Source organism: Peribacillus saganii (genome assembly GCF_003429095.1).
Classification (GTDB): domain Bacteria; phylum Bacillota; class Bacilli; order Bacillales; family DSM-1321; genus Peribacillus; species Peribacillus saganii.
Genome location: NZ_QVTE01000013.1, coordinates 1 through 26,877 on the forward strand (window position 1 = coordinate 1; position 26,877 = coordinate 26,877).

Consider the following 26,877-nt stretch of genomic DNA (forward strand, 5'->3'; position numbering starts at 1 on the left):
GATACCAGGTCGCTTTTATATCAATGGATCGTTTGATTTATGTATTAAAATCAAGAGAGTATATTAGTAAATCTAAAACGAGGTACAACCGTATCACTAAATCCGATTTAATTATCATCGATGATGTCATGTATATGGCATATGAACCGCAGGATGCCCATTTGTTCTTCCAGTTCATTTATGAGATGTATGACAAAGCTGCATTTATCCTTACATCCAACAAAGGCCCAGTAGAATGGGGAAAATTTCTCGGTGATACGACACTTACGACAGCTATATTGGATCGTCTTCTACATCGGAGTGAAATTTTGACTTTCAGCGAAGAACAGGACAGTATCAGAATGAAATACAGAAAAGCACTATTTAATAATCAAAGTGTTGAATCTTAATTGATGAAAACTGTTTAATCTTAATTATTAAAAACTGTTGATTTCTACGGTTCTTACGTCTTTTTGGTGAAAGTTATTAACCCTAAGGTATTGTGATTCCTTCAGTGAAAAATAGTTATATTAATATCTTTTAAATGCTGAAACGTAATCGATTTAACAATACCTTTATACCCGCACGCCCATACATCATTCTTTTGATATTTTTTAACTTGTTTATGGTTCCTTCCGTTATACCATTTGACCAAGGTAATGTTATCGCATAGTAAACAGCCTTAATATCACCTCTGATGCCGTTAATAAATGTTTGAAAGTGAGTAAATGTTGACTGTTGATGCTCGATTAACCACTTTCTAAGACCAGACGAATGTTTTTCTTCAAATAGTCGTTTGAAAGATTGAATGAATCTGCTAATTTTCATTAACGATGGAAACGACTCTAGTAGTTTGGGATGCAAGGTTTTGATTGCTTTCTTATGGTTCTTTACGCCCTTATCCCAAAGAATCCGGATGATCGCCTGTTGAAGATTCAGTGTTTGCGGCTTCTTATTTCGGATATCACGACGTTCGTCCGCAATCATGTAATTTAGCGTGTTGCGATGTCCATCAAATCCTGCCTTTCTACAGGCAGCTTCTATGTCATCACCCTTTGATCCACCTGCAATCATGCTTCGGATGAGTGGGAGATGTCTTTCAAACAAAGAAGTTCGTTTCAAGGACGGTTTCGATGTTACAGCTAAATCAGTATAGACGGTGTTACGAGAAATCCCTAGTTGCTTTGCGATCGCTGTGATGCTCTTGCCTTCTTTCCGAAGGAGCTGGGCATGTTGAATTCTCTTCCAAACCTTGTCTTCGTGTTCCTCTAGAGGCTGAAGTCGCTTGGGTAAAGGACGTGATGAACTTCCCTGTTGGACAACTTGACCAGGGGGTTTCCATTTTGGTGGCACAATAGACTTAATCGTCTTCTTTACTGCGTCGAATAGATGCTGGAAGATGTGCCATCTGTCGCCAACCTGTTTGATTTTTGGTGATGCTTCCTCTGCCGCACTTTTATAAGCTTTCGCACGATCTCTTGTGATTAGTTGAATTTCGGGATGTCCGATAAGCCAGTTCTTTACAGAATCTTTATTTCGGTTAGGCAGAAAATCAAGGATTCCACCTGTAAGAAGATCAATGAAAATCGTGCCATATCGCTTTCGTTTCTTAAATGCAAAATCATCAATACCGACGAAAGGGGCAATAACTTGATTGAGCTGATTCTTCTTTTTTAACTCGGTACAGAATAGCATCATGGCTAATTGAAATGCGCATTTTCCGGCAGACCTTTTCTGCGACTAGACAATTATTGGAGAACCCAACGTAACGAATCAGTTTCTCGAGCCGAGTCGTTTTTCTGCCAGAAGGATTTAACCAACCTAAACGTTCAGTGAAAATTTTAATCTCACATTTTGCATTTACACAGAACCATTTGTGCAGAAGAATAGTTAGGTGCACCGAACGATCTGAAACTGGAAGGTCATCTGCTTTTCTTGCATAACGGCTATGGCGACGAGAAGATAAATGCTTACATCCCGGACATCGAGTGTGTGTTGAACACACTTTTAACACGACATACAGATCCTCTGGTTCCATCAAGCTATGGATGACTTCAACATTTTGATCGAACTTAAAAAGCTGTTCAGTGGTTGTATTATTCATTGTATACACCGCCTTTAGAGTATTAATAATGCTATACCCGAAAAGCAGTGATACATGGCTTCACCATCTTTACGTAAGAACCATTTCTACTTGACGGTTACATTTAACCCACCAGCAGTATATTTATCAGCCTTATTTCTTGCCCAGATTGGTTTGCTTGTTACAAAAAACTCCCGCTAATCGGGAGTTTTTTGTCATCATTCTTTCGCTTGAATATCAGTTAGTATCGAATATCCCTCTTTGTTTTTTGCTCTGACTAGAATTTTTCCTTTGCTCGCTTGTTGTTCAAGTCCTAAACCGGTACCCTCTTCTACATAAAAACGGTCAATTCCATACTCAATCAGTACGAAAGGCTCCCTGCTTTCATCCCATTTTTCGATATAGGGAGCCATTTTCCCCTTCATATAAATACCATTTGGTATGTCTTGAGTAACACTTTTAGCCTGATAAATACCACTCTTGTTTTTCTCTAAAGAAACAAACACTGTCTGACTTTCAACGATTTCATTCTTTTCAATTTTTTTCTTTAGATTCTTTTCCATTAATTCAGCATCCACTTGCTCGATTTCCAGGTCCAAAATTACATAGTCACCATAAAAGAGGTCTCTCGGATCTAGCGGAATTGTCGCTAGAGTTATTTCTTGCCCATTGCGGATTGTATCAAGGGGCTTTACAAGCATCGCCATCAATACGGCTATTGGAATGAAGAAGGAAATAAGGAATAATGGCTTTGGTCTCCTAAAGCTTCTCATTCTTTTTCTCCCCCCTCCTCGTTTTTTCAATCCAGAATCCCAGAATGATCAGCAAAAGCCCTCCAATGAAAAAGGCGATTGACTTATTCATGAATACAAGGGAAATGTCGACATAGAACCTTAGGATTAAAACACTAAACATAATTACGCCCATCAAATACTGCCGATAAACAAGATATAAAATATAGACCGAGTACAGTATCCCATAGATTAACCAGATTGGAATGTCGGTAACTAAGTCGTTCCAAACATACGGGAATGTCAGTATGATACCTGTACTGAACTGAATTGCCAATCCAAACGTCCTCATTAATGCCCTATAATCAGGATGCTGTATATGGGATATCACAATTCCAATTACAAAGAGTAATGATAAATAATAACCCAGCACACCTATATCTAAGTACATCATCGTCAGTATGATCCATTGCAGCGTCAGCACAAAATTTGCCGCAAATAACGGAATCGATTTATTCATCCACTTATGCCCGACAATAAACAGTAATGGGATCAGCACTGTTAAAACTATCGGGAATTCACCCTCGGTTCCTTCCACTATGCCGATTGCAAATTTCATTTCAATGAACTGGTATAGCAAGACAAAGTTTGCGATAAGAACATATATATTTTTCTTCAAAAAGTAGTACCACAAAGCGAATAGAAGCGGGATCACCATTACCATTACATATGACGCTCCTCCTGAAGAAAACATATATTTCGCTTCAATGAACTGATAAAGCAAGAAGAAGTTAGTGTATAGCAAAATTTTGTTCCGGTTCATCAAGAAATGCCCTGCTGCAAACAGGATCGGCAATAATAAAAGGAGCAGATAGGAAGGGCTTTCATCTAAAAAGAACTTCACTTCAATCCCTAGATAAAGGAGTGAAAAACCAAAGATATAGAGAATTTTATCCTTTAAATAAAACGCTAACGGGAGAGTTCCTAGTGCCCACGCTAATAAGGCATTTCCTGCTTCTCCACCAAGATGGAACATCTGTCCGATAAAAAAAATTTCTCCCCCATATGAAAACACACCAATGTAATACAGAACTTTAGAAAGCCAGGGCCATTTCTCTTCAAACAGCCATGCACCTGCATAAGCAGAGATTAGGCCGAGCAGCAAAACGGAGAACTTCTCAAATTCATGTAGTCCTTGCCAATTGCTCGCCACAAAACTTAAAATCCCTAACCCGATCAATATCGCTCCGATAATCAAAAGAATTTGAACAAAGTTCAATTTAATCGGAGCCTTCTGTTTGGAATCGATCTCTTTCACCTCATAGCACTCAATCAGCTCTCTGCTTTGATGAGGAGCTATCCGGCCAATACTCTCTAAATAATCGAATTCCCTTTTCAGAAACTCATATTGCGATAAAAAGACGAGACGTTTCATAAAATGCCTCCTATTCCGTGTCTCCATCATAGTTTTTGAAAATCTTGCCAATTTTAACCGGACTACACCTATTTTAGCATGGATTTTGCTTGTTTAATTATTATATTTTCATAAGTAATAATCGTTACTTTAGATATTATTATCTAGTTAAGGACTTATATGATTTTAGACCTAATTATATATTTTCTGCATTGCTCCTCCTTCAAAATCATCTGTATTGCTTTGGAGATTTCATTTACTAACGAAAAATCCCCTCCTAGTTACATTCTTTACTCCACGGTCTCATGAAGATTTTTGAATGTAACTTGAAGGGGAATTCAGATATATAAATGTTCTCAATCGATATTTTGGTTAATTGTTATGTCTACTAAATTGAGAATCGAGTCGTCAATCGCTTTTCCAAATGCATCTGGATTCGTCATGGCCTGCCATCTCTGTTTTCTTACGGTAGTCAACGCTTCCTCAAGAGCCTCATCTTTTACTCCGACTTCCTGGAGCAAACGCAGCGCCCTTTCCATCGCATCAAACATACGCATCGCACCATAGCTTTGCGGTTCCCGGTATAATCCTTTGGCGCTTGTCAGTGCATAAGCAACATAATCCCGAAGATGCTCCTTAATTTGCTGCTCAGTTTCTAAAGGACCCGTAATGGTCATATGAGATCACCTCCTCTGTTGGTTTGCCGGTTTTTGGACGGGGAGGCTGGTCAGCATAACCTAAGCTAATAAGCAGCTCTGGTTCTATATCCTCCGGAAGATCCAATAATTTTCTGACTGCATCGCGGTGGAATGATCTCACAGGGCAGTTGCCGATACCAAAGGAATGGGTCGCTAATAAAATATAAGCAGCAGCGATACCAAGGTTTACAAAGCGAAGAACTTCAGCTGTGTCCTTGCCGCCCCGAATTAATGACTCGGTTCCGTTAGAACAGAGCACAACCACAGCTGCCGGTTCTCCTGATAAACCAGGAGCAAAGCGTTTAAGCCGCTTTAATTGCTGTTCATCTTGAACGATAACAAAATGGGACTCCTGAGCATTACTTCCGGAAGGACTATTTAAAATAGCATTCTCGATTTCTTCTATTACTTCTTTAGGCAGGGGCCGCTGTTCGAATGACCTGGCACTCCGCCTTGTTTTAACTGCTTCCATTACTTCCATTTTCTGTCACTCCTTTTCTAACGAATGGAAAAACCGATTTCTTCTAAAATTTGTTTCAGGTTTTCTCGTAAACTCGCGGAAACAGCAATTGTTTCAGGACGGGTACATCTTCGTGCAGTATGCTCACACCATCCATACTCGATTCCATGCTTCTCTGGTTCACCCGCCAGCGAAACTCGCCGCCCATCATATGTTCTGCGGGAAATCATCGTCTTGTCATATGATTGTAAGTGTTGTTCAAGTTCCTGGAATGAATATGTTTCATTGTGAACGGTTACTTGTTTAGGAAGGCGTGGTTTTGTCCCTCTCCGCACTCCCTCGCGTTCAAAACCTATTGCCAGCCCTGCAACAGCAAACACACCCACCGGCAGTCCTAGTTCCTCCGCCACAGCCTTTGGATTATTTCTGATAGAACCGACTGGTACAGTGCCAAGCCCCAATGATTCCGCTGCCACCAATGCATTTTGCAAAGCTAATGCGGCATCTACCGATGACAGGAGAAACATCTCAAGTGTATCAGCGGAAAATTGATATCCTTGCCTAGCCGTCACATACCTCAATCTGAATATATCGGAACAAAATATAAGGAACGCTGGAGCCTCGCTAATAAAATTCTGATTGCCGGATAGTGCAGCCAGCCTGCGCTTCCTCTGTTCATCTTGTACAATAATAATGCTGTATGCCTGCAGATTGGACGATGTGGGAGCGCTTCGGGCAGCAGTAGTAATCGCCTGCATTGCCCCTTCAGGCAGCGGTTTAGGCAGGAAACCTCGGATTGATTCGTGAGAAGTCAGTACCTCAATTGTGTCATTCAATATGTATTCAGGCAGTTGGACTCCTTCCAGTTCCAAACGACTGGATGGTTTATTTTTTTTACTAATAAAAATCCCTCCGCTTCAAAAAACTGCTTGGCCCCTCAACTTTGACAGATTTACTATGGGGATTACTTCAATTCTCCGTTTTTGATATACAATTGATCATCAATGTAGATATCTGGTTTACTCACCACTCCATCAATGTGTACTCCTGCCGAAATGGTTCCCCCAAATGTGTTGTTGCTGCCAAAAGCAACATGGATTGTACCGTATACTTTTTCGTCCTCAAGAACCACTCCAGTGATCCTTGCTTTATCATTTGTGCCTATGCCAAATTCGCCCAGCAGCTTTCCATCGCCATCGCCGAGAATTTCCAGTAACTTTTCAGCAGCGTCTCCTTCTGCGGAAATGATACGCCCAATTTCCAGTGTCAGAAGGATAGGCGAAGCCAGCCGGCCAATTCCTGCGACCGAGCCATCAATTAAGATTTTGCCTGAGGCTGTCCCTTCAACTGGCGCAATATATGCTTCACCGGAAGGCAGGTTGCCTGATTCACCATCATTTAAGTACATACCTGTACTAGGAACTCCATTTCGGTCAGCTATTGAGAAAGAAAGTGTGTAACCGCCCTTTTCAATCCTTACCGTTTTTCCTGCTGTCAAAATTTCAGTTACAGCTTCTGTCAGCACTTTTACCTTTGAATAATCAGCGGAAATGGCGCCTTCTAAAAACATATCTTCTGTAATTCCAGGCATAGTAGCCAATCGGGTACCCGCGGCAGCTGCATTCTTTCGTGCCTGGGTATGGGTTAACGAATGTTCTGTTATGCATACGGCAACGTCAGCCTGAATCATAGCCGCAGCAACCGAAGCTGGGGGTTCTTGGCCCGATTTTTCGCGTTCCTTCATAATGAGAAACATCGCTTCCGCCCCAAGTAATTTTCCTGCTTCATACAAAGCCAGGCCAAGATCTTTTTTAACATCGTCTGCCACGACAAGGAAATTTTCATTTTCTTTAAGTCCCAGGCATTTTTCCAATACATTCTTGCTGATTTGAACCAATTGGTCATTCATTGTTATCATCCTCTATTTTAAATCATTTCTGACACTAATTTTGCCATTATGGCATTTGACAAGATGACTGGCAAACCGGTAGCTTTTACAACCAAATCTCTGGATTCTTCGGTATAACCCATACAATCCAGTAAAATGATATCAACTTTGTTCTTAAGTTCATTTGCTGCGTTTTCATAGCTGGCCATATCATTTTTATAAGGCGAAGCAACCGCAAACTCAGGATTCAGCCCAAAAGGAGAATATTTTGGATGCAAGAGATCTTTCTGTTCGTCAAGAGGCACGATCACTCCAAATCGGCGGTCTGCAACGAGTGCCTTGACTGTTGGCGGAATGATATGATCCGGCTCGATCAGATAGGAAGTTGTAGTGGTAAGCCCCGGAAACACCCCTGTGCAAAGAAGAAGAATATTTTTAATGCCTTGCTGCTCAAGGTAATTAATTTTTTCTTGCAGAATCGGTTTGATTTTCTCACGGGACATAACAACAGAATCCCCTGTTACTAATCGGGAAGTTAACACATAGTCATCAGCTTCCGGATATAAATGTTGTTCTATGTATTCTTTTGTCATTCCATCGAGGACTCCTGCCTGAATAAGCTCAGCACGCCCATCCAGATATTTCTCAATGATAGGTGCCACATCTGTCCTTGGCGCCTGACCAATCGTAACCATTCCTAATTTTTCCATCTTTTTACCTCCATAGAGAATAGAAAAGCGAAAGCACCATGGTCAGCCCCGGCAAGCATAAAACAAGCGCCGGCAGAAGGCTCTCTTTGCCTTCAGAAGCGATTGGCTTATGACCTCGAGGGGCTGGGTGCTGTAGCTAGACACCAATATTGTTGAAAAAGTACTGCTTTCTCGTAAAGTCAATAAAGGAGGGACTTCTCCCTCCTCCTTCTTTACTGATGAGAAGCCTTTTTACCCATGGTTTGCAGCATTTTCATAGAACCATAGAGTTCAGTTATTCTCTCAAATTCATCTTTGTTATATAACTCACATGTACCATTCGTCGTTTCCTTTGCCACCTCTACTGCAAAACGGACAGCATCGGCGATGTCTGTTTCATGACTGGCGCCTGTACCGCAGCCAGGCACTATAGATTGAGCTGTAATAGCTACTCCCACAACAGGAGCATCTGTTGCTACAGCCGGCTGAAGAATTGAATTAATATGATAAAGATCGTTCCCGTAAGGGGTAATATCCTGTGTTGTAATTGGGAATGTAACAGCGAATTGCCCTGTTGTCATCTCCATGATTCGAAGTAAATCATCACTTACTCGAAGGATATAGCCTTCCTTCACTGTTGGAGATATCGCAATGCCTTTATGATTGATAACACGATTACCTTTCGTTGTATCAATAGATATTACCGCGTCCATTTCTGGTACAACTTCATACTGGTTCATTGTTAAAATATCAACCGGAGAGTCCATAAAGTCCACAGGTTCATGCGGACGAGTTGGAGCATCTGGACATATGTGAGTCGTAACTATAACGTCACCTTGGAGGGTATCCCCTTTTGATTGCATTTCTGCAAGCTTTAAAGCTGAAGCAACTGCTGCAACCGCTCCGTCCGCATCAGATACTAGTCCGATACGGCTTGGACGGGCGCCGATCCCTCCAAGGCGGCCAATAATGCCAAAAGTCGGTGTCTGGCCGCCATTTAATTTCCCGTTCGTTCCCGGAATCACAATCTTAATAAAATCAGTGCTGCCTTTTTCACCGGTAACGGTTGTAACCGTTACATTAACATTTGGAAATTGAGAGAACAATTCTTTGACATTTTCCCCTGTTACAAAAGCGCTATCAAGCGTATCCATTGCAGTTAAAGTTTGTTTAAGTACCATTTATAAAACCCTCCCGCCGATTAAAAGAGATATGGAATAATCGATTTTTTAATAATTTCTTCTACTGGCTTCATCAGTTTTTCATTTCTCATCGTGCTGCTGAGAATTAAGTTTTCTTTTGGAACAGCAATAACAGCTATTTGCTGGCCTTTTTCAATCGCAGCTGAAACAATTGGTTTTGCAGTTTTTGCGTCTAGTGTCATGATCAGATCCGGGAATGTGCCATAACGTTCTCCATCTTTTTCAATGGTCATGTATTCATTCCAGAATGTCATGTCGTAAGAATCATTGATTGTTACTGTTCCTACATCAAATCCGCCAGTTGTTTCAAGGATGAAATCTGTTACAGTTCCTTCAACAACTACTTTTCCGCCAAGTCTTTTAACGGCTGCATCAATGGCGGCTTCCCCTTTATGACTAAGCAGGGCTTCTCCTACCTCAATAGCCTGCTGAATTGCTCCTGCTGCACCATTTGCCTTAGCATAAGCTACAGTGACGGGGTTTCTTGCAACTGCCAATAAACCTCCCGCTTCAATCGACGCTTTGCGAATTATGGTAGAAGCCTTGTCCAGTGAACCTGAAATGCTTAATTCCATATAATTAGCACCCTTGCCCCCTACAGCAGCCTGATGGGAAACATAATCGCTTTGCTCCGATAAATTCATCGATCCCATTGAACCCGTCGGATGGGCACGTCCATTACAAGGAATATCAATAATAGGGATGCCTGTAACAGCTGATTGAAACCAGCCATTGACTGTTGTGCCAGCTCCGTTTTCGTTTGTAATGATGCCTTGAATTGGTTTGCCGATCTTTTCAGAAAGGATTTCCAATGCTTTTGCGTAATGGATTGGCTTTACAAATTTATCCTTAGCAGCCGGGGCACCGACTAATGATACAGTAACAAGTAAATCCTCGTCCTGAAGCTCATCAACTGTCAGCAGCTCGGGCTGGCCGATTTCAAAAGCCAGGCGGCCAATTTGAAGGCCATCCTCTATCCAGCCGCCTCCACCGCCACCAAGGACTGCACCACCATAAACTGCGTACTCTACTGATTTTTCATCTAACTTAATTTTCGCCATAGAAACTCTCCTCACTTGTTAAGTTTGAATACTGAATTGAAGAAGCTAAACAATGCATCACCCGCGATGAATCCGGCTGCCATAATGCTCATTGGTGTATCTGCTTCTTTGCCTTTTGCTTTTTTCCAAATCAGACGAATCGTAATCCCTGCCAATACAGCCCAGCAGGCATTTGGAGTCAATATAAGAAGACCTGTTGCAAACATAATCCCGATTTGACGGCTAGGGCCGCCAATCAACTGCAGGATCGCACCTGGGATAGCCCAAAGCAATAACTGCATTGCTACTTCGGATGAAGCACCCGCTTTAATAGTTGAAACATACACAGCGTCGATCGGCGGAACAAGGTTTTGAGCAAAATATCCTTTGTAAGTTACAAGAACAGTTAATAAAGCTACACCAAATGCAATCATAGCGGTAATGTATTGAGTCTTTCTTCCCGCTAATTCGTATGCCTTGTCTTCACCATTTCCGCGTAATATGTGGCCTGTTTTAAAGTCATAACCCATATCAGCGAATGCCGGGCCAGTTGCGGCGCTGAAACCTGCAAGCAAAGCAAGCGCTAACGGAGGAAAACCAATCATCATCCCAATTAGAAGAGTGATAAACGCAACGGCAAATGCCGGGAACCAACCGGAATGCATCGCTGCGATCCCAACAATGATTTCGTGTACAAAAGCAGCGAACGCGGCGAAAATGATGAAGCCAATTAACATGCCTGGAGACATATCAGTAATGATTCCACCAGTCACCGCAATCACAACGGCTACTGCGGTATATGCCAGGAAGCCTAATCCCAACGCTTTTTTTGCTTCATTGATTGGACGGGTGTGAACAGCATCTTCTGCACCCTCCAGTGCCGCTGCAACTTCGTTGTTAGCATTTGAAGCCGAACTTTTTGGTCTCTTGAAAAGGAGGATAGAAACCTGTATTAATGCTACGATCCCTGCACCAATCATTATTCCATGCGGGATATAAAGAGCGTTGACGTCTACACCGAACACTGGAATAGAGTATTGGCGGAACAACAGCCCTATCCCAAACATCGATAAGGCCCAAATGTTCCCGATAAATGCAACACCAAATGCTGACATAGGGATATGCAGGTAAGCACCCAGGATACCAATCCCTGTCCCAAGTCCCAGAAGGCCTGCCCGTTTCCCGCCCTTATCACCTGCAAGGATAGATTCGGCAGTTGCTACGCCAGGCGCCCATGTGCCGCTGGCCGGGAACAGCTTTGAATCGAATATTTTATAAAGGATAGCTGCATCAACAAACATAGCTAAAGCAGCACCAATAAGCATAGGGATGATTAATTCAGGAGCTCCCATTAGAAAAGGAATACCTATAGGAATTAATAGACTGTTAGCAGCCCCAAATGTGGAAGCAGAAATTGATGTTTGAACCAGATTCTGACGATGAATAGATTTGTATTTTTGAAATAGTGTCACAGGGATTCTGGCAATAAGCATCGCGATGAGAGCACCAATGATTGAGGTATTCGGGGTTACCCCAAGAGTAGTAATGATTTGCATCCCGATGATTGCGCCAAACACAGCCGTAACTATATTTAAAACAAGAGACACTGGTTCAAAGATACTAGGATGCTTTTTTTCTTTATTTTCTTGATTCACTGTTGTAACCCCCCATTTAGTCTTTATGTGTATCTATTTATGTTATGTGAAAACCCCTCTGAAAAGGCACTAACCTATCCAAACGGCAATTATGAAGAATCTCTTTCTATTTGTTTATCAAACATCATATTTATCATTACTCTTTTGGATGATCCTTTAAATACTAGAGTTACAGAAAAGACAAAGCTTTAACTAATTTCCTTGTCCATTATTTCAGAAGACTTTTTGTCGACTTCATCCTTTTTTATTACACATTTTTGTATGGAGGCATCATTCTTGACCATGCTGAGTAGAATACCGGCAAATACAAGAGCTGCACCAAACATTTGTTTAACTGTTACGGTATTTTGATAAATCCAAAAGTCTAGCAGCATTGTCATTAATGGCTGCAAATTGAGGACTATTGCTGATCTGGCTGCCCCAACTGAATTCATTGCCTTATTCCATAACATTGTTGTAATGCCTTGCCCTATTATGACTGACAGCACAGCAAATCCCCAGAAATACAATGATTGATTCCAATCAATATTAATGCCTGTTAACACAAATGGGTCAAACAGTATTGCGCCAATCATAAAACTATAGGTAGTAATAATCAGGGAGGACAAACGTCCGGAAAGCAATCTTACAAAGATCATGTTGCAGGAAAATGTAGCCGTTCCCCCAAGCAGAAGCAAATCACCAAAGTTAAACTCAAAGTGTCCATTAATAGATAGAACTAGGTAGATGCCTATGATAGCAATCACACTGCCTAAGATCATCTTCCGTGTAATCTTTTCTTTAAGAAAAATATTAGCTAATACCGCCGTAATCAGAGGTGCCAAACTAAAAATAAGGGAGGCATTGGTGGCTGTCGAGTATCTCAAGCCAGTAAAGAGAAATATCTGGTTTGCAACCAAACCAATTAAACTTGCTAAACAAAGAATTACAATTTCATTTCTCTTTAACCGAACAAATGATTTTGTTACAAGCGCCAGGCTGAAAAAGAAAATTGCCACAACGGTTAAGCTGAACGCCGAAAGAAATAAAGGGGACAATTCAGTTAGCAAGAATTGTCGCGCCAAATAATTTCCAGCCCATACAAACACACAAAATAATAAAATGATATAAGATTTTGCCAAAGGAAAACCTTCTTTCAAAACTTAGGCTTGGTTAAAGACTTCCCGTTCCACCGGGAAGCTTCCAAGCTTTTATTGCACTACGGAAGAAGCAGATTGTTTATATAACGATGATGCAAACAATCCTTCAGCTTCTACTGCATCAATGATAGGAACATTAAGTTCTCTTCGCAAAACATCCGCAAGTCCAATAGTTGAAAAACCGGTGCAAGCAAATACAATTACTTTGGCTCCTTGGTTCAATAGAGATCGTGCGGCTTCAATGCCTTTTTCGCGGCCAGCAGGGGTCATCAAATCTGTTGTATTAGCGACTCCTTCAGGGCTTGCATATCCGGCAAGCAAGTCCCCTAGCAAATTTTTTATTACGGCCGGAGGATTGTCGGTTATACCCAGCACCCCTACTGGTTCCCCGATAGCTAAAGCTGTAAGCGCTGCAGCACTTCCAGCCCCGATTACTGGGATAGATACTTCTTTGCGAAGTTCGTTAATCGCGGGATCCGCTGCACAGCTGATCACTAGTATGCTGCATCCTTCCTTTTCCATGGATTTCCCTAATTCAACGATTTTAGGTACAGCAATCTCTTCCGTCTCATCATTAAAAATGCCGAGTGGCTGATCAGGTATGCATTTATTTACTGTTTTAACCCCATAAAGATCGGTAATTACCTTCCCATGCTGTTCAACAATTTCTTCTCTTTCGGTTGTAAAGACGCGTATTACTCCAATCATGTTTGTATCCCCTTTTCCATATAATTGAAAATAATTTCTGAATAAAAAGAATGTATTGAATGTTGCTTATTATTCTAATTATTTTTGCAGATTACAACAATGTCCCCGCTCACCAAAAATAAAGAGAGTCTTTTGTGCGCCCAGCACAATTGATTCTCTTTATTTCGTTTTCTTGATTAAATGGTACATTATGCTGAAGTAATAGACGAACCGCTCTTGAAAATTTTCTAAATCAACATCGGCTATTTCTTTAATCCGGTCGATTCTGTATTTTACTGAATTCCGATGAATATATAAATGCTTGGCAGTATCAAGCAAGCTGCCTCCAGAAGCGAGATAATAATAAAAAGTTGTGACTAAGTCTGTATTATGCTTTGTATCATAATCACAAATCTTACCAATTTTTTTCTCGACAAATTCATCCATGTTAATATACTCAGATGCATCTATCAATAATTGGAACATTTCGATTTCTTCGAATGTAAAAATCTGCTTGTTTTTATCCAATCTTGAACCAATCCTGATTGCTTTTTTGGCCTCTAGATAACTCTTCTGCACTGCCCATAGCTTGCATTCCCCGCCATAACCGATTCGGAAGCCTTTCCAGCCGCTTATTATAGGGTTTAATATTAGTGACCAGCTTTCCAGATGCTTAGTTCTATAAACTTGTTCACCAATTATGTCCTCTCTATTATGAGAAGCAAGCAAAAGGACAATCCGGTTCCCTTGCTTATGGAGATGAGATTTGATTCCCCTTTTATTAGATTCTTGTTCAATCAATTCACCAAGTTCCATAATATATTCGGAACTATTATCAAAGAACAGTTGGTCTGCTTCAATAATGGCTGTTTGCCAAACACAATCTGGAGTTAATCCAAATTGACGCCCTTTATTAACCAATTCCTGTTTTGATAGGGGCAGCCCCGTTAATAATTCTTCGATAAAATCTCCCCGCAGCCTTATTTCTGTATCCAGAGCGGTTTTTCGCCGCATCAATTCTAAAGAAAATACCAGACGTGCATGTTCTACACAAATCAATTCCAATTCGTCTAAATGTCCCTTTTCTATGATAAGTTTACCCACAAACTGCTTATCCACAGCTATGTCCCAATTACGGTTATCCGATGTGGCAGTAAGGGGAACGTTTGACGGTGAAGACACGATCGTTTCGCCGATTTTATCAATTACCCGGATTGGAGATTTAAGCAGCTTGGAAACAGTATCTGCCACTGCTTGAATGCCTCGATTTTCTAACACCAGCGTTGTTAATGTTTTGTAAACCTCATCAGACCTTCTTAGCATACTAGCTTGTTTATCAATGATCTGTTCCATTACTGCGTGTGTAATATCCATGTAGGCAATTCCGCTTGGTATTTCGATAATTGGCAAGTTATAGTCATTACTCAATCTGATCATCTCTGCCGGCATATCCTGCAGAAATCTTTCAGGTTTAATCGCCAGAGCTGCCGCACCTGCTTTCTCTAGCAGCTCAACTAATTCAGGAAGCAAGGAAGGGTCATGGCGGATCGCATAGGCAGTAGTCAATAATAATTCGCCCTCTCTTAACCATTCCTTAACATCGGGGACTTCCATAATATCGATAAAACGAACTGCCCGGTCCAATCCCTGCTCTCCACTAATCACCTTTGCGTCCTTTAAAACCGGAAGGCGAAGTAATTCTCTTAAAGTAATACCAGCATTATTCATTGAAGTTCACCTATTTCATTTCCTTATAGCTTGCAATAATCTAAACTAAAGCATTCCAGCTATTCTTGAGTAATTTTGCTTAAATAATATGATTTTATTGTATATTTATACAATAATTAATATAAATATACAAGCTTTTTTAGAGGGAGTTATTTGTTCAATACACTACTTCTCCAAGTTGCCAAACTCTTATAGAAAAGTTTTTTTCAATAACAAAATTATTCATTGATTAAGTGTCATTTTGCTATTTTGTTTTTGCAGCATCCGAATCCGGTTCCCGCCCCCAAATGTAACCAGATAGACCCCAATAATGACCAGGACGATTCCTATTGCATGAACCCATGTCATCGTTGAACCATAGAAAACCACAGAAATCCAGGCTGCATTTATGGGCACCAGGTTCATATAAATGCCAGCCTTGCTTGCCCCAATTTTTTGAACACCCATATTCCAAAGAAAAAATGCAATCACGGACGCGAAAACGATCAGGTATATCATTTCAATCCATGACTGTGTTGACATTTTTGCAATATGTTGCCAGCCATTCTCAAAGAGCGAACAAATCAATAAAAATATTGAACCGATAATCGTTGTGGCAGCCGTTGTGAATAACGGAGAAACATTGCGCATCACCGCTTTTCCAATTAAGCCATGAATGACCCAACTCAATAAGGCTGCCAAAAATAAAATGTCACCTAGGTTAAAGGTGAACGAAAACAGAAGCTTTAATGATCCGTTTGCAATAACGAGCAGCACACCAGCTAAAGATATCAGCAAGCCGGCACCGTGCAGTTTATTCCATTTTTCTTTTAAAAATAGTACAGCTCCAATGGTAATAAAGATTGGCGACGCAGCGATAATCAATGATCCGTTGATTGCTGATGTATAATGTAAACCAATGAAAAAGAAAGCATTATATGAGAATATTCCAGTCATGGCCATCATGAATAAACCCCGCCATGATTTTCGGAGCAAAATCCATTTCCATTCTCGTTTTAAGACCGTTATTATTACCAATATAACTCCTGCAATGCCAAACCGGATTCCTGCGGCAGTAAAGGGAGGAATTTCAGTAATTATATGCTTGGCAGTCCCGAATGCACCGCCCCAAAATAATGGAACTAACAATAGTAGGAAATATACGAAGATATTCGGGTGAATTTTTTTTGTTGTCATGCAATTCACTTCTTTCCTTCTGCCAACACAGAATAAACCTGGTTCATTGGCCTTAACCAGTTTTGTTTCATGATTTCGGATGCCAGCTTTGGATTTTTGCCTGAAAACGCTTGAATGATTATTTGATGCTCATTTATCGAGTCATTTTTCCCTTCCATATGTTGGTTTAAAAAGATGTATTTAAAGCGACGAATATGGAGCTGGAGTATAGAGCAAAAATCTAAAATAAATGGATTATCAGAAATGGTCAGTATTAAATCATGGAATTTTTCATCTAACTCCATTGCGGCAACTGAGTCATTTTGATGCAAGGCTGAGTCGTATTCTCGATTAATTTTGTTAAGTTTTTCTATCTGTTCCGACGTTATTTTTCCTGCAGCTTCTTCGGCTGCCAACGAATGGAGCGCAGCATGCGGAGGATAAATTTTCAGTACATCTTCCTTTTCAATAGATGAAACGATTGTTGCTTTACCAGGTTGCATGATCACAAAACCCTCATGCTGCAGGATTTGCAGCGCTTCTCGAACAGGAGTCCTGCTAATTCCAATACTTTCTGCAATCTCCCCATCGTATAATTTTTCTCCGGGTTCAATGGTTCCGTCAATAATCCATATTCTTAATTGTTCTAACGCTCGTTCTTTTGCTGACATCCGTTTCTGAAGCTTACTATCTTTAGGAATTGGCATAATTTATTCTCCAATATATTTCTGATTTATCTGAAATATATCGTATACTTCCCTATTTATCAAGTATTTTTAGAGAATTCTAACATTATATAGCCGTACAAATCCCGAATCAAAATGAACTTTTAACTATTTTCAATGACAAAGAAAAGCATCGCCCACTCTATAAGCGATGCTGTATATCCGCTTCCCTTCTTCTCCTAGTCCTGGCAACTGGGACAAAAAAAAGATTTACGTTTTGAAATGTCAGTTCTTTCAATCAAAGTACCACATCGTTTACACGGCAGATTTTCGCATTCGTATACCAGGAAATGGTCGTTATAGCACCCTGTCTTTGTATCATTTACATATAGGGGATAATCCATATAACCGCCGATTTGAAGGGCTCTCGACAAAGTAGGTTTGATTGCATTAAAAAGTGATTGAATCTTATGGTCAGTTAAATCTGCTGCTTTCTTAGTTGGCCGAAGCCGTGCCTCAAAACATATTTCATCTGAATAACAATTGCCAATTCCTGCAATGAATTTAGGATCAATTAAAATCGATTTGAGTACGCCACGCTTCTTGCTTAACCGTTCCTGGAAATCAGTTAATTGAAATTTTGGATCAAAGGGCTCAGGTCCCAAGACAGCGAGTTTCTTATCTAATTCATCTGGAGTTACTAAATGAAGATACCCAAGCCTTAGATTTATGAAAAATAACTTCTTTTCACCGAATGACAGAATTACTTGTTTGGTTCGGTCAGGGCTGACTCTGTCACTGCCAATAAACATCCATCCTCCAAGCATTAAATGCAGCAGTAAATGATCTCCAGAGCTTAAGTCGAAAATAAGATACTTTGCCCTCCGTCTTATCCCTATTATCTTTTTTCTCTCCAGTGCAGAAGTGAATTGGGGAACCGGCATATTAACCGATTTTTCTCTGTTTATCTCAACCCCTGTTATCGGCTTGCCAATAAAATGCTTGCTTAATTCCAGTCTATAAAGCTCCATCTCCGGCAGTTCGGGCATTGTTTTTGCTCCTTTAACTGATTGATTTTTTTATTATTTTTATGGAAGGCTCTAAATATTCTTAGACGATAAAAACTGGAAATCGGATAGATACCGGATAGATTAATGTTTATAGATTATGTTAGAAACCCTGACAAATTTATGAAAGTGGCAAATATGATGCTGAGGATAAATTATATATTCTACCGAGGTAATTGTTGACATATATTTTGATAGCCTTAATGGTCTTATTCAGCCAGAACTTGAAAGAAACTGCTTAACAGTGCTAATGTAATGGCGCTAATTCGGATATACACGCGGCTCGAGCATGAGCGATCCGGTTAATTCTAGAACCTTAATTTTTGAAGAGCTGGAGGATATTATAACCAGTTCATTTACATGAATCCCCTTTTTTAAAGAAAAAGAAGCTCCCATATGTTCGGAGGAGCTTCGTCAAGTTCTGCATTATTTATTCAATCAAGGACAAAATCCAGCCCTTTAAATCGACGATTCGCAAATGTGGCGGTTTTGTATTGGTGCCGGTCACAATCATAGGCACCAATGTATCCTGTTGGTGCAATCCACCATGACCAGCACCTCCGACATGACTTGGTGACCCTTCACCAATGAACTCATACCCAGGCTTGGCACTTACAATTAAAAAATCACCTTCATGGGAATTTAGACTGCTATGGATTCTTGCAAGTGCGTCCGGATATACCCCGTATTCAATGCCTTGATCACTCTGCTTAATATCCAGCACGTTTAAATCGCCTGTAAGCGACCATGACTGTCCATATTTATCCATAAATTCCCCATCAGGCCGGAATAACAACTCTCCCTTCCGCACTCCTGACCTGACTGCAGTCGACTGCTCCTTTTTCCAGGCAATTACATCTATTCTGCTGTCTTCCTGCAATATTTCCACGACTGTTTCAACTGCAACATCATTTGGATTCAGCGTATAAATATAGGCCATGCGATCGTTCACGGCCAGAACAAGTTGGTCTTTAACTTGAACACCTTTGCCTTCCTTCATGATTCTGAAGGAACCTAGCATTTTCCTCAAATCGATAAGCGCCTCCTCCTTGTTAGCGCTAACCCAGGCTTGTCCATTATCCCCCATTGCAATCCAGATATTTGCTGAAAGGGCAGCCTCCCAGGATTCATACAAATCAAATATTTTTTGTAAATGCTTATCCGCCTTTTCAATTCCGGTAACATCCAACCTGCCATTTTTATGTACGCTTTGGTCAAGATCGGGAAAATACACAATGGAAAAATTCGGCAGCCTCTGATTAATTATTAACTGAGTTAACTGCTGTACTGAAGAAGAATCATTTATTCCAAGCTTTTGAAAAAAATGCTGGTACCGGTTTGAAGGGTTTATTTTAGCCAAAGCCCCAAATGAAAATACCTTTGGGGCTTTCGCCAACAGGTTTTTCGGAATTTTAATAAGAAATGTTAAAGTTCTCGGAAGTTTAAGATGATGTTCAGTATTTCCACGGTAAATGAGGGCATTTATTGATGCGGATTCCTTGCTGTTATTCTGAAGCTCCTCATGAATAGTGACGACCTGATGACTTATATGGTTCTCATTCATGTTAAATAAGACATCTTCAATGGATCTCCCAAGCCCCAGTTTCAAAAGTTCCCGATAATGGGTTCCATAGTTAATCAGCCGATTTTCCTGCTGATTAAACCAGGTCAGCCCAGGCAGCCGGTGCTGATCGCAATACGTCCCGGTAAGCAAGGTCGTATCGACATTCACTGACATAGTCGGGAAAGGTGCAATTATATCAGGAAAGTATTGACCGTTTTCGACTAAAAACTTTAACACTGGGGCCCTCCCCTCACTTATCGCTTGCTTTAATGGAGCATCCATTAAGGTATCGATCACGAGCAATAGCACTGGTTTACCTAGTTTTGTCCCGTTTTCCAATTTATCCACCCTTTTCTCTTCACAATTCCGGTTACCTTTTCTACACTTACTATTTTCATAATCAGGGCAACTCATGATATTTTTAATAAATTTTTTAAGGGTTGAAAAAGCTATCAATAGAAATTGAATTTGCAGGTTGGTGACATATGGTGATAAAAGTTCTGACATTTAATATCCACCAAGGGAGAGGTACCGATAAAAAGCTGGATTTGTTCAGAATCGCAAGAGTAATTAGAAAGTCTGACGCCGACATTATCGGCCTAAATGAAGTCGATCGATACTTTTCGTCCAGAAGCCATTTTGAGGATCAGGCCTTATATCTGGCAAAAGAGTTAGATATGAATTTCGTTTTTGGGCCTGCCGTCACAATTAGTACCCCAAAGGGAATGAATACCCGGCAATTCGGAAATGCCATACTCACCAGGTTCCCAATTGTAAAATCTGAGAACCACCCGTTTGATTTTTTGCCAAATGTTGTTGAAGACAGGGCTCTGCTGGAGGTAACTGTACAAGCTGGCGAACATGAGGTTACCGTGTTTACCACTCATTTAAGTTTGGCCCCATTCCTCCACCAAAAACAAGCTTCCTTTATCGTAGACGCAGTGAAAAAAAGTGAACGCCCCTCCTTAGTCATGGGAGATTGGAATATGACACCCTTTTCAATTGCCTGGAAAAAAGTTACACGGTCACTTCATGATGCATGGGTGCAAGCTAATCAGGACAGGCGTGGAGGAAACACCTTTCCATCAGCCCGGCCATTTCGAAGGCTTGATTATGTATTCACCGGCAAGGAAATGGAAGCGATAGATTGCCAAGTGATAAAGTCAGACATTCGGGCTTCAGATCACCTGCCTGTGCTGGCAACCTTACAAATAAAACCAGATATAAAAACATAGACATTTCCTAAACTAATAACAAAAACAAAAAGGAAGAGAAAGATGAGAGGGTATGTTTTATCGGTTTGGAATGTGTTGGATCCTTTGTATTTAAAATTTACACGGCTTTGCTGCCTTCCTGATACGGATGAGACCAGTAATATTTTCAGGGTCCGCCTGACATGCTACAAAGGCCGTGATATTACACTTTCAGATGGGACACAGATCAAAAAAAATGACACGCTGGTTAAAATCCATCTGCATAATGTAAGATTATTGAATGAATTAAAGCATATCAGCAGTGAACTAAAAAAATCGAAAATTGTGTATGAAAAAGTTCAAAAGTCGCTGCCCGGTATTGAAGCTTATATCAGCAGCCACAAGTATGAAAATGAGATAAAGGGAATCATTGGAATCACTACGTTAAACAGAGGCTGTGAGAGGCTGGGTTTTGAGGTTCGATGCATTGCCCATCCCGTTTATAAATGGCTGAAATGGGCTTCGTTTTTACCGATCATGTGCCTGTCTGTCTCGAAGCCATCGATGAAAAAACTGGTCAAACAAGGCGCTCCAAGCTATTTATTTATGTCTAAGGAAAAGCTTATTCATATTTATAAAAATTAAGAGGCTGAGGAAGAAAGGCTGCTGCATTAAAAATCATTGCATTGATCCTCTATTGTAGTCTGGTCTGCATAAAACAGCGGTTTACTATATCAGTATTATGTAAAGTATTAAAATGACCCATATCACCGCTTATGGTGAACATGGGTCATTTCAGAATACTCAAGCATTAAATGGCCGGCAACGAATCTGTTTGGGCAATCCCGAGTGAAAATTGGTGCAATGTGATTTCAGGACGGCTTCCAACACGAATGTTTACTCCGGTCTGGCCTAGGCCTTCATTAATATAAAAAGGCTTTCCATCTTGCTGGTGCAGGCCTTTAATCATGTTCATCCTTACAAGCTTACCCATTTTCACAAGGTGGTACGCTTTAGGATAGCATATTTGCCCCCCATGAAAATGGCCGGACAATAAATAATCAAAATGATAGTCTTTCATATGAAGAACCAGGTTCGGGTCGTGCGTTAATACAAGATTTGTTCCGGGCTTAATGCCTGTATACGAAGCTTTAAGGTCGCTTCTTTTTGTGCTGAAATCATCAATGCCAATAATATTGACAGGATTCCCCTCGACAAAAAGGGTTGTATTTTCATTTTGCATAACCTTACAGCCGTTCTGTTCTAGAATGTCTCTAAGCTTTTGGAAATTTTCACCGCGCAGTACATAGTCATGATTTCCAAAAACAGCATAAATACCATGCTTGGCATTTAATTGATTTAGTATTTTTAAATATGGAGCAAGCTTCGGAAGTGTACGTTTACGATCTAGAAAATCACCGGTTAACGCAATAATATCGATTGGTTCTCCTTTTAGTTTTTCATAAAGCTCTGAAGGAGAAATGGAGATGTTTTCAAGATGAAGATCGGAAAGCTGGAGAATATTTAAAACGGGACCGTTATTTTCAATTGGAATACGATTGAGTACAATATCAGTGGTATTTTTGTAGGCCCGTCTAATTAAATAAAATATCATTGCAACAAAAGCTGCAATCAGTAAGGTTTTCACTTTATCACCCCTCCTAATGATTATACATGATAAATGCCGCCAGTTGGCCCGGTAATTGATGGACAGAAGGGACTGTTTTTCCAACTAGAAGAAAAGTGGGTGTTATAATGCCAGCTTATGAAGACAAGAAAACTGTTTTGTTTCTCCCTTTTTTGAAAATATCCTCAGGCCACCACGAGGTGGCAAACTCGTTAATGGAAGGCCTGAAAAATAGGCTAAATGAAGTTAATTGCGAAAAAATAGACATTCTTTCATACAGCTACGGTAAAACGGAAGCCTTGATCTCTTATGCCTACCTTAAGTTCATTCATGCTTTGCCCAAATTTTATAGTTCTCTTTATCACAGCAGCGTTTATAAAAATATAGACAAGGACAAACGTTTCAGGCTATATGAAACATTGTTTTTACGTTATATGAGGAAGCTGATTGCGGAAAAAAAGCCGGACATGATTGTTTGCACCCATGCCCTGCCCTCCTATATGCTTAGCAGACTTAAGGTATTTGGAGAAATTTCCATCCCCGTAATTAATGTATATACAGATTATTTCATTCATCAATTCTGGGGGATTCAGCAGATTGATTATCATTTCGTCCCCACTGCCGAAGCAAAAAATTTTCTGCTGAAAAAAGGTACAAGGAACGATCAGATTTTTATGACAGGTATACCAATCCATGCTGATATTTCCAAGAAGCAATTGCAACGGGAGGATAATATTGCTGTCTCGCCCCTTTCCATCTTGATATGCGGCGGAAACCTTGGAGTTGGGGCGATGGACAAACTGATTAAGAAAATGGATGGGAACAGGACCATTCAGTTTTACGTGTTATGCGGAAAAAATCGGAAATTATACCATAAACTTCACAATCTTCACGCTCGCCACATCATTCCCCTGAATTATATTAAATGCAGAAAAAAAATGAATGAACTTTATGAGCGGGTGGATGCTATCTTAACAAAACCGGGCGGAGTTACGATAAGCGAATGCCTATTCAAGAGAAAACCAATTTTTATCTACCACACCTTACCCGGCCAAGAGGAAATTAACCTGCATCAGCTAAATAAATTAGGAATGGTATTACATTTAAAAGATTGGAATAAACAAAGTATTTCCTTGGAGGAACAATTGCTTGCAATCTTACAGGACCAACAAAGGCTGCAAGTTTTTCAGGATCAATTGTCGAAATACCATAACAATCTAACCGGAGATCCAGCTCAAATTATGGCAGAAATTCTGAAAGGGAAAATCATTTAAAAACGGCCGGGGAAAGATTCTTGCGGAACTGCCTCTATGCCGGAAAACAGAGTTTCTTTAATTGACCTGTTGTTATGATTAGGCTTATGTCGGTTTTCGGCTTAATTTGTCGTTATCGAATGAATTCCCTTTTTCGCAATATTGCTTGTTACATTAACTTGATCTCCTGCAGGAGCCTCCGTCATAAAGACGGAACACAAACTCCTCATGTGTTCCGGCCTTGTGACTCCGGATGAGCTTTGTTATTTTGATTGCACAACTATAACCTGCAGAGTCACTCTTTTTTCCTTATTTCTGTTACCTTTCCATCTTGATGAGAAATGACAACCTCATCCCCAATCTGATAGTCGAGATATTTGTCACAATCCAAAACAAATATTTGTTCATTGCTGAATTTCATAGCACAGGTTGGACCTTCTGAAGACATATGTATATTAGCAGGTTCTTTTGTTTTGATGCCAAGTGCTTTTTCCTCAGGATTTGGTGAATAGTATTTTTCGAGTATTGTCAGCTCCTTTTCAAACGATCCTCCTGAACCGTTTAGCCACATGAAGACCAATGTTCCCAGGACTGCGGTTAATAAAATAAGAATGATTGCTTTTGCTTTTAAGGCGTTCATTTCTCTCTCCTCAATGTTCTTTTCATATGAAGTATCTTATTAATGGAAAGATTTGTTTATGACTTCTTTACCCAAAAGTTAATAGAGCTAATATTGAAAGACTACGAGATTCATTTGTTGGTCCTATAAGTAAAAAACCGAAACACCTTGCGTTCCGGATTTTCGGTTGAATTGTAATGCGCGTATCACATAGCTTCAATAGCTTGTTTTACATTGGCATAAGTTCGAATGGAGGATAAATCGATTCCAGAGCTTACAACCGCCTTCGCCAGCTCAGCACGTATCCCTGTGATAATCGCCTTTATACCCAGCAGCCGCAGAGCGGAATGAATATTAAATAAATGATTGGCAACAGACGTATCAATGGTTGCTAGACCAGAAAAATCAATAATTAAACATTGGATATTTAACTGTATAACTTTTGGTATAGCGTTCTCCATCAGAAATTCTGCCCGTTCAGTATCTATGGCGCCAATTAACGGCAAAACGGCTATGCCATCCTGGATAGGAACAATTGGGGCTGATAATGCCACCACTTCATTTTGAGCCTTTTTGATAATCTCCTCAGTCAGAGTTTCAAACGCTTTTATCGTTTCGCTTATACTTAAATCCAGCATATAGTTTAACCGGGTAATGATATAAACGAATTGTTCCATCGCTAATTGATGTTCCTCAGTGGTCGTGGTAATTAATTCTGTAAAGACGGCCCTTGTCTCTGGATAGCGCCGTATGATTTCAGAAATCCTTCCTCCCGAAGAGGCTTCGCGCTCCCCATTTTTCTTGCTCCATTCAATAAGTCCTTTTGGCACCTTATCAAGTTCTCCGTTTGAAAGTGATGCACCTAAAAATCCAAGAAATTCGGTATAAACTTTGACAGCATTCTTTCTTTCCCATTCAGGGATATCCAGATTTAATTTTAAAAGAACGCTATCTACAATTTCCATAGCCAATGATTGCGCATTATTAGAAAAATAATTGGCAACTTTTAAAATAGAATTCAAGTTAGCACTCCCCTAAAATAAAATAAAACGATTGTTTCGCCTCTGGCACTGGATTCCGGTTAGAAAGATTATATCGGAAAAACACTTTTCATGTTTAATAATATACTTACCAATAAAGGATAGCCAGTCAAGTGACTTAAGGCCCACTGTTTAGCTTCCAGCATTAAAGGCTCCGTTTATGCATTTGATTTAAAATTACATACCATAAAAATAGATATTAAAAAGACGCCTGCACACAGCAGACGTCTTTGATGCGTTTTGAGGCGATAAACCGTTCGGCCACATCCAAACGTTTAACCCGAGGGCTTGTCTATCGACTTACACAAATTAGCTCATCGCAGTAATCATTATAGCATTTATTAAGGATGAGTGCAAGCACTCAAAAAATTAGAAAATCCCCGCTGATCTGCAAAAAAATTTGTAGTACAAGCGTAAAAACCTGAATAGAATTGTACGAGCAGACCATTGAAGCAATGTTGTAACGGGGGGAAAATATGAGTGTATTAATTGGATATGTATTTTTGGGCCTTTCTCTTGCTGCACCAATCGGGCCGATCAATGCAGCACAGCTTGATAAAGGAATTAAGAACGGATTTATGCATGCCTGGATCCTGGGCCTAGGAGCTGCCCTTGCCGATGCCATTTACATGGCTCTCGTATATTTTGGAGTTGTATACTTTTTAGAAACTCCATTTATGAAAACTTTTCTCTGGCTGTTTGGGTTCTTTGTACTTTGTTATACAGGTGTAGAAAGCATCATGAGTGCAGGTAAAATAGAGGCTAATAGGCGTAATAAAACAGATTCACTTTTCAAATCCTTTTTCTCAGGCTTTTTGATGTCGCTGTCTAATCCGCTCACAATCCTGTTTTGGCTTGGAATATACGGATCGGTTCTCGCTAATGCTGCAAACTCTTATGATTTTGGCCATTTGTTATTATATAGCGGAGCAATATTTTCCGGAATCTTAATATGGGACATTACGATGGCATGTGTCGCAAGCAGCTTCCGAAGGTTTTTAACCAGCCGTATACTTGCATTAATATCTGTTATTTCAGGGCTTTCTTTAATCGGATTCGGTATCTTTTTTGGTTACCAGGCTTATAAGGTATTGGTGGGATAAAATCATTCAGCAAAAAGCCTTGCCCAGACTAGATGCAAGGCTTTTTTTCATGATAGCTTTCTTACATGCACATATGTTTAGCTTCAGCGCCCAGCAACTTTTTTTCCGGAGGAAAAATAAAGCCCCTCGAATGTTGTGACCAAAGGCCGTCACAACCTTGTGTTGCGATCAAGTGCCATCGCAACCTTGTGTTGCGAT

General features: G+C 40.3%; 26 protein-coding genes. 5 read left to right on the forward strand and 21 right to left on the reverse strand.

Annotated elements, in window-relative coordinates:
* Positions 1–389, forward strand: a 389-nt coding sequence (locus tag D0469_RS05465) for an ATP-binding protein (protein WP_158553354.1), incomplete at its 5' end; no start/stop codon positions are given.
* A 130-nt stretch (positions 390–519) separates the two neighbouring features.
* Here D0469_RS05465 and D0469_RS05470 read toward each other — a convergent pair.
* From D0469_RS05470 to D0469_RS05555, 18 genes are all read right to left on the reverse strand, one after another.
* On the reverse strand, positions 520–1,677 hold the full coding sequence (locus tag D0469_RS05470) for an ISL3 family transposase (RefSeq protein WP_117325635.1): 1,158 nt from the start codon (positions 1,675–1,677) through the stop codon (positions 520–522).
* 603 nt (positions 1,678–2,280) lie between these two features.
* Positions 2,281–2,835 carry a GDYXXLXY domain-containing protein gene (locus D0469_RS05475; RefSeq protein WP_117325636.1) on the reverse strand — a complete coding sequence of 185 codons (555 nt, stop codon included), beginning with the start codon at positions 2,833–2,835 and terminating at the stop codon, positions 2,281–2,283.
* Positions 2,822–4,228 carry a DUF2157 domain-containing protein gene (locus tag D0469_RS05480; protein ID WP_158553355.1) on the reverse strand — a complete coding sequence of 469 codons (1,407 nt, stop codon included), beginning with the start codon at positions 4,226–4,228 and terminating at the stop codon, positions 2,822–2,824. Before D0469_RS05480 ends, D0469_RS05475 begins: the two co-directional genes overlap by 14 nt.
* A gap of 335 nt (positions 4,229–4,563) precedes the next feature.
* Positions 4,564–4,884, reverse strand: coding sequence for a DUF6092 family protein (locus tag D0469_RS05485; protein WP_117325638.1), 321 nt, complete (start codon positions 4,882–4,884; stop codon positions 4,564–4,566).
* The gene (locus D0469_RS05490; RefSeq protein WP_117325639.1) at positions 4,856–5,386 is read right to left on the reverse strand and encodes a nitroreductase family protein; all 531 of its coding nucleotides are present in this window, start codon (positions 5,384–5,386) and stop codon (positions 4,856–4,858) included. The genes D0469_RS05485 and D0469_RS05490 overlap by 29 nt, the downstream gene beginning before the upstream one ends.
* A 17-nt stretch (positions 5,387–5,403) precedes the next feature.
* On the reverse strand, positions 5,404–6,237 hold the full coding sequence (locus tag D0469_RS05495; RefSeq protein WP_233522949.1) for an NADPH-dependent oxidoreductase: 834 nt from the start codon (positions 6,235–6,237) through the stop codon (positions 5,404–5,406).
* 92 nt (positions 6,238–6,329) lie between these two features.
* Positions 6,330–7,274 (reverse strand): aminopeptidase, encoded by a 945-nt coding sequence (locus D0469_RS05500; protein WP_117325641.1) that lies wholly within the window; start codon positions 7,272–7,274, stop codon positions 6,330–6,332.
* 17 nt (positions 7,275–7,291) lie between these two features.
* A complete protein-coding gene (locus D0469_RS05505) occupies positions 7,292–7,963 on the reverse strand; it encodes an AroM family protein (protein WP_117325642.1) in 672 nt (223 codons plus the stop codon).
* Positions 7,964–8,175: 212 nt separating this feature from the next.
* Positions 8,176–9,123, reverse strand: a complete 948-nt coding sequence (locus D0469_RS05510; protein ID WP_117325643.1) for a DUF1177 domain-containing protein — start codon at positions 9,121–9,123, stop codon at positions 8,176–8,178.
* Between the two features lie 20 nt (positions 9,124–9,143).
* Positions 9,144–10,205, reverse strand: a complete 1,062-nt coding sequence (locus tag D0469_RS05515; protein ID WP_117325644.1) for a DUF917 domain-containing protein — start codon at positions 10,203–10,205, stop codon at positions 9,144–9,146.
* Between the two features lie 11 nt (positions 10,206–10,216).
* Positions 10,217–11,839 (reverse strand): OPT/YSL family transporter, encoded by a 1,623-nt coding sequence (locus D0469_RS05520; RefSeq protein ID WP_117325645.1) that lies wholly within the window; start codon positions 11,837–11,839, stop codon positions 10,217–10,219.
* 188 nt (positions 11,840–12,027) lie between these two features.
* Positions 12,028–12,960: a DMT family transporter gene (locus tag D0469_RS05525; RefSeq protein ID WP_158553356.1), complete on the reverse strand. Its 933-nt coding sequence runs from the start codon at positions 12,958–12,960 to the stop codon at positions 12,028–12,030.
* A gap of 69 nt (positions 12,961–13,029) precedes the next feature.
* Positions 13,030–13,686 carry an aspartate/glutamate racemase family protein gene (locus tag D0469_RS05530; protein WP_117325647.1) on the reverse strand — a complete coding sequence of 219 codons (657 nt, stop codon included), beginning with the start codon at positions 13,684–13,686 and terminating at the stop codon, positions 13,030–13,032.
* Positions 13,687–13,845: 159 nt separating this feature from the next.
* The gene (locus tag D0469_RS05535; RefSeq protein ID WP_117325648.1) at positions 13,846–15,393 is read right to left on the reverse strand and encodes a PucR family transcriptional regulator; all 1,548 of its coding nucleotides are present in this window, start codon (positions 15,391–15,393) and stop codon (positions 13,846–13,848) included.
* 222 nt (positions 15,394–15,615) lie between these two features.
* Complete coding sequence (locus D0469_RS05540) at positions 15,616–16,569, reverse strand: DMT family transporter (RefSeq protein ID WP_117325649.1); 954 nt, start codon at positions 16,567–16,569, stop codon at positions 15,616–15,618.
* Between the two features lie 5 nt (positions 16,570–16,574).
* On the reverse strand, positions 16,575–17,255 hold the full coding sequence (locus tag D0469_RS05545; RefSeq protein ID WP_117325650.1) for a GntR family transcriptional regulator: 681 nt from the start codon (positions 17,253–17,255) through the stop codon (positions 16,575–16,577).
* 197 nt (positions 17,256–17,452) lie between these two features.
* A complete protein-coding gene (locus D0469_RS05550; RefSeq protein ID WP_117325651.1) occupies positions 17,453–18,262 on the reverse strand; it encodes an Fpg/Nei family DNA glycosylase in 810 nt (269 codons plus the stop codon).
* 448 nt (positions 18,263–18,710) lie between these two features.
* Positions 18,711–20,351, reverse strand: a complete 1,641-nt coding sequence (locus tag D0469_RS05555; protein WP_267897287.1) for an alkaline phosphatase family protein — start codon at positions 20,349–20,351, stop codon at positions 18,711–18,713.
* Here D0469_RS05555 and D0469_RS05560 point away from each other — a divergent pair.
* Entirely contained in the window at positions 20,330–21,079 is a 750-nt protein-coding gene (locus D0469_RS05560) for an endonuclease/exonuclease/phosphatase family protein (protein ID WP_117325652.1), read from the forward strand. The genes D0469_RS05555 and D0469_RS05560 overlap by 22 nt on opposite strands.
* A 42-nt stretch (positions 21,080–21,121) precedes the next feature.
* On the forward strand, positions 21,122–21,682 hold the full coding sequence (locus D0469_RS05565; RefSeq protein ID WP_117325653.1) for a YkoP family protein: 561 nt from the start codon (positions 21,122–21,124) through the stop codon (positions 21,680–21,682).
* 166 nt (positions 21,683–21,848) lie between these two features.
* Here the strand turns inward: D0469_RS05565 and D0469_RS05570 are convergent, their stop codons facing one another.
* Positions 21,849–22,685, reverse strand: coding sequence for a metallophosphoesterase (locus D0469_RS05570; RefSeq protein WP_233522950.1), 837 nt, complete (start codon positions 22,683–22,685; stop codon positions 21,849–21,851).
* A 107-nt stretch (positions 22,686–22,792) separates the two neighbouring features.
* Here D0469_RS05570 and D0469_RS05575 point away from each other — a divergent pair, with 107 nt between their 5' ends.
* Positions 22,793–23,938: an MGDG synthase family glycosyltransferase gene (locus D0469_RS05575; protein ID WP_117325654.1), complete on the forward strand. Its 1,146-nt coding sequence runs from the start codon at positions 22,793–22,795 to the stop codon at positions 23,936–23,938.
* Between the two features lie 274 nt (positions 23,939–24,212).
* On the opposite strand, the gene D0469_RS05580 is transcribed toward D0469_RS05575, so the two are convergent.
* Positions 24,213–24,557 carry a hypothetical protein gene (locus D0469_RS05580; RefSeq protein WP_117325655.1) on the reverse strand — a complete coding sequence of 115 codons (345 nt, stop codon included), beginning with the start codon at positions 24,555–24,557 and terminating at the stop codon, positions 24,213–24,215.
* Positions 24,558–24,742: 185 nt separating this feature from the next.
* A complete protein-coding gene (locus D0469_RS05585) occupies positions 24,743–25,558 on the reverse strand; it encodes an STAS domain-containing protein (protein ID WP_117325656.1) in 816 nt (271 codons plus the stop codon).
* 494 nt (positions 25,559–26,052) lie between these two features.
* Here D0469_RS05585 and D0469_RS05590 point away from each other — a divergent pair, with 494 nt between their 5' ends.
* The gene (locus tag D0469_RS05590; protein WP_117325657.1) at positions 26,053–26,679 is read left to right on the forward strand and encodes a LysE family transporter; all 627 of its coding nucleotides are present in this window, start codon (positions 26,053–26,055) and stop codon (positions 26,677–26,679) included.
* Positions 26,680–26,877: the final 198 nt, after the last annotated feature.

Bases quoted from the DNA above. Each gene is read 5' to 3' on its own strand.
- D0469_RS05500 (WP_117325641.1), bottom strand. From the start codon at position 7,274: ATGAATGACCAATTGGTTCAAATCAGCAAGAATGTATTGGAAAAATGC.
- D0469_RS05565 (WP_117325653.1), top strand. From the start codon at position 21,122: ATGAGAGGGTATGTTTTATCGGTTTGGAATGTGTTGGATCCTTTGTAT.
- D0469_RS05505 (WP_117325642.1), bottom strand. From the start codon at position 7,963: ATGGAAAAATTAGGAATGGTTACGATTGGTCAGGCGCCAAGGACAGAT.
- D0469_RS05475 (WP_117325636.1), bottom strand. From the start codon at position 2,835: ATGAGAAGCTTTAGGAGACCAAAGCCATTATTCCTTATTTCCTTCTTC.
- D0469_RS05480 (WP_158553355.1), bottom strand. From the start codon at position 4,228: ATGAAACGTCTCGTCTTTTTATCGCAATATGAGTTTCTGAAAAGGGAA.
- D0469_RS05490 (WP_117325639.1), bottom strand. From the start codon at position 5,386: ATGGAAGTAATGGAAGCAGTTAAAACAAGGCGGAGTGCCAGGTCATTC.
- D0469_RS05580 (WP_117325655.1), bottom strand. From the start codon at position 24,557: ATGAACGCCTTAAAAGCAAAAGCAATCATTCTTATTTTATTAACCGCA.
- D0469_RS05555 (WP_267897287.1), bottom strand. From the start codon at position 20,351: ATGTCAGAACTTTTATCACCATATGTCACCAACCTGCAAATTCAATTT.
- D0469_RS05560 (WP_117325652.1), top strand. From the start codon at position 20,330: ATGGTGATAAAAGTTCTGACATTTAATATCCACCAAGGGAGAGGTACC.
- D0469_RS05470 (WP_117325635.1), bottom strand. From the start codon at position 1,677: ATGATGCTATTCTGTACCGAGTTAAAAAAGAAGAATCAGCTCAATCAA.
- D0469_RS05485 (WP_117325638.1), bottom strand. From the start codon at position 4,884: ATGACCATTACGGGTCCTTTAGAAACTGAGCAGCAAATTAAGGAGCAT.
- D0469_RS05515 (WP_117325644.1), bottom strand. From the start codon at position 10,205: ATGGCGAAAATTAAGTTAGATGAAAAATCAGTAGAGTACGCAGTTTAT.
- D0469_RS05535 (WP_117325648.1), bottom strand. From the start codon at position 15,393: ATGAATAATGCTGGTATTACTTTAAGAGAATTACTTCGCCTTCCGGTT.
- D0469_RS05540 (WP_117325649.1), bottom strand. From the start codon at position 16,569: ATGACAACAAAAAAAATTCACCCGAATATCTTCGTATATTTCCTACTA.
- D0469_RS05575 (WP_117325654.1), top strand. From the start codon at position 22,793: ATGCCAGCTTATGAAGACAAGAAAACTGTTTTGTTTCTCCCTTTTTTG.
- D0469_RS05545 (WP_117325650.1), bottom strand. From the start codon at position 17,255: ATGCCAATTCCTAAAGATAGTAAGCTTCAGAAACGGATGTCAGCAAAA.
- D0469_RS05590 (WP_117325657.1), top strand. From the start codon at position 26,053: ATGAGTGTATTAATTGGATATGTATTTTTGGGCCTTTCTCTTGCTGCA.
- D0469_RS05530 (WP_117325647.1), bottom strand. From the start codon at position 13,686: ATGATTGGAGTAATACGCGTCTTTACAACCGAAAGAGAAGAAATTGTT.
- D0469_RS05510 (WP_117325643.1), bottom strand. From the start codon at position 9,123: ATGGTACTTAAACAAACTTTAACTGCAATGGATACGCTTGATAGCGCT.
- D0469_RS05550 (WP_117325651.1), bottom strand. From the start codon at position 18,262: ATGCCCGAACTGCCGGAGATGGAGCTTTATAGACTGGAATTAAGCAAG.